The sequence below is a fragment of the Ectothiorhodospira sp. PHS-1 genome (genome assembly GCF_000225005.1).
GTDB lineage: Bacteria > Pseudomonadota > Gammaproteobacteria > Ectothiorhodospirales > Ectothiorhodospiraceae > Ectothiorhodospira.
The window spans coordinates 1-2,332 of sequence record NZ_AGBG01000067.1; the positions used below are offsets into that span (position 1 = coordinate 1).

The window sequence follows — 2,332 nt, forward strand, 5'->3', positions numbered from 1 at the left end:
TGCGGAACTGGTCGTTGGTGAGTGTGAATCGGTCATGAACGCCTTTTTTGCGGAACTTCGGATACCTGGCCCGACCGGCAAAGAAGTGCTTGAAGGCTTCACCCAATTGGATGATCGCCATCTGCGGTGCCGTTTTGGTGACCTCCAGCATCCATGGAAACTGCTCGCGCTTGATGGCGTTCAACTGGCGACGAAGCCCCGCCTGAGAGGGCTTGGGCAGGCTGTTGTCCTGCTTCCACGCCGCGTACTGGCACTGCCATTCGGCCAACGCCCAGTTGTAGGCGAAACGGGCCGTGCCTGCCGCGCGGGCAAAATAGGTCGCCTGCCTGTTGTTGGGCGCAAGCGCAATCTTGTGGGCACGGATCATGTCGCGTCCTCCACGGCCTTCTTCACGCCGTCCAGCAGCTTCTGGTTCTTGCGCGAGCGGCTGCCGTAGAGTCGGGCGCTGAACACGGTGATGATCTCCAGCACATCCTTCGCCAGGTCCTCTTCAAAGGTCGCATCTTCACCCTGGTTGAGAATCACCACCTCGACCTCCCGGGCTTCGCAGATGGCAAAGACCAACTCGGCCCCGAAGCGCAAAAGCCGATCCTTATGGGTGATCACCAGTCGCCCGACTTCCCCATCGATGATGGCGTCAAGCAGTCGCTTCAAACCTTTCTTGTGATAGTTCATCCCTGAACCAAGGTCGGAAATCAACTCGAACGTCCATCCCTGCTGAGCGCAGTAAAGTTCCAGCACCTGTTTCTGCCGCTCCAGATCCTCCTTCTGATCATGGCTGGATACGCGAGCATAGGCCACGGTGCGCCGCCCTGTGTCTTCCTCGGCCCGGAACATCTCGGGCCGGAGTTTCGCCAGATCGTAACGGCGATGGCCGCCCGCTGTGTGCTCAGGCACCAATCGACCCGATGCCTCCCAGCGACGCAGTGTCGTAATGGACACGCCCAGCGCCTTGGCGGCCTCACCGATGCTTACCAATCTTTTCATGTTGGAAAGTATCGATAATTTATGGATAGATTTCAAGTGAACTGCTCAAGCCCCCCGGCCGTGGGGAGGCTCAATGGTAGTGATAACGGCAGGCAATCACGACCAATGCCTGAGCATCCACGCAGTAAACCAGCCGGTGGGTGTCGTCGATGCGGCGCGACCAGAAGCCTGAGAGGTTTTCTTTCAAGGGCTCGGGTTTGCCGATGCCCTCGAAGGGATGGCGCAGGCAGTCCTTGATCAGGGCGTTGATGCGCTTGAGGGTCTTGCGGTCTTGGCCTTGCCAATATTCGTAGTCCTCCCAAGCGGCCAGGGTCCAGGTGAGTTTGAGCAGTTTGTCTTCAATCGGCATCGACCAAGCCCTGCTGCTTCACCTGTCCCTGGCGGTACTGCTCAATGGAGCGGGCCAGGTGCGCCGCATTGGCAGGCGACTTCAGCAGATGGACGGTCTCCATCAGGCCGTTGAAGGTGTCCAGAGACATCACCACCGCATCGGGCGCATCCCGGCGCGCAATGACCGTGTAGTCAGCATCGTCGATGACCTGGTCGATCACGTTTTTGAGGCTGTTTCGCGCCTCAGAGAAATTCACCACACGCATGACGATGGCCTCTTTGAGTTGTGCTATTTGCTGTACAAGTCTAAGGCATTGTGTGCGTGCTTGCAACGCAGGTACATTGAGGTAAGGTTTCATGCAGCTTGATGAGCTGATTGCCAAGGTACGTCGCCTGCCGGCCTTTCGCCAGCAGGAGGTTATGGATTTCGTGTCTTTCCTGGAAGAGCGCTACGGTGAAGCGGAACACGACCAGCAGGCCGATTGGTCGGAGGCGCAGTTCTGCTCCCTGAGCGTTGAGCAAGCCATGCGTGGACTGGAGGACGAGCCTGACCTCTACTCCGAGGATGATCTCAAGGAGCGCTGGCAATGAGGCGTGCCGGGCAGATTGCCTTGATGCCGTTTCCCTACACCGATCTCACCCACAGCAAGAAGCGACCTGTGCTGTTGTTGCGTCGGCTCGATCACCATGATGCGCGAGAAGCCCCCGGCTTTAGTTACATATAGCAGGTAAAAGTGTGTAATTCTGCCGATTTTGAATGGCGGCATACACCCTGGTGAGATTCTGTGGACATGGGTTGGTAGAGTAAATCGTGTAAATCATGCAATCCCAAAAGCCACCAGATTCACGGAGCGTCACAATGTACGCATGTACGGCTGGGTGGTCACCTTCACAATGACGGGCTTTTACATACCTATTTACATGCTGTGTAAAACACGAGAAGCCGCAAAAATCAACGTGTGACAGTGGCTTGACCCACTCACTCACCCAGTTACACACTTTTTGCTACAAAGAA

Annotated in this window: 5 protein-coding genes; 1 reads left to right on the forward strand and 4 read right to left on the reverse strand. The window is 56.6% G+C overall.

The features are described from left to right. The 4 genes from ECTPHS_RS13570 to ECTPHS_RS13585 all read right to left on the reverse strand — a co-directional run. On the reverse strand, window positions 1-367 hold a 367-nt coding region (locus tag ECTPHS_RS13570; protein WP_008933335.1), incomplete at its 3' end, for a helix-turn-helix domain-containing protein. Beyond that, entirely contained in the window at window positions 364-987 is a 624-nt protein-coding gene (locus ECTPHS_RS13575; RefSeq protein WP_040406163.1) for an IS607 family transposase, read from the reverse strand. The genes ECTPHS_RS13570 and ECTPHS_RS13575, both read right to left, overlap by 4 nt. A gap of 70 nt (window positions 988-1,057) precedes the next feature. Continuing rightward, a complete protein-coding gene (locus ECTPHS_RS13580; RefSeq protein ID WP_008933337.1) occupies window positions 1,058-1,336 on the reverse strand; it encodes a Txe/YoeB family addiction module toxin in 279 nt (92 codons plus the stop codon). Beyond that, window positions 1,326-1,583 (reverse strand): type II toxin-antitoxin system Phd/YefM family antitoxin, encoded by a 258-nt coding sequence (locus ECTPHS_RS13585; protein WP_008933338.1) that lies wholly within the window; start codon window positions 1,581-1,583, stop codon window positions 1,326-1,328. The genes ECTPHS_RS13580 and ECTPHS_RS13585 overlap by 11 nt, the downstream gene beginning before the upstream one ends. Window positions 1,584-1,674: 91 nt before the next feature. Between ECTPHS_RS13585 and ECTPHS_RS13590 the strand changes: the two genes are divergently transcribed. Continuing rightward, window positions 1,675-1,908, forward strand: coding sequence for a DUF2281 domain-containing protein (locus tag ECTPHS_RS13590; protein ID WP_008933339.1), 234 nt, complete (start codon window positions 1,675-1,677; stop codon window positions 1,906-1,908). Window positions 1,909-2,332: the final 424 nt, after the last annotated feature.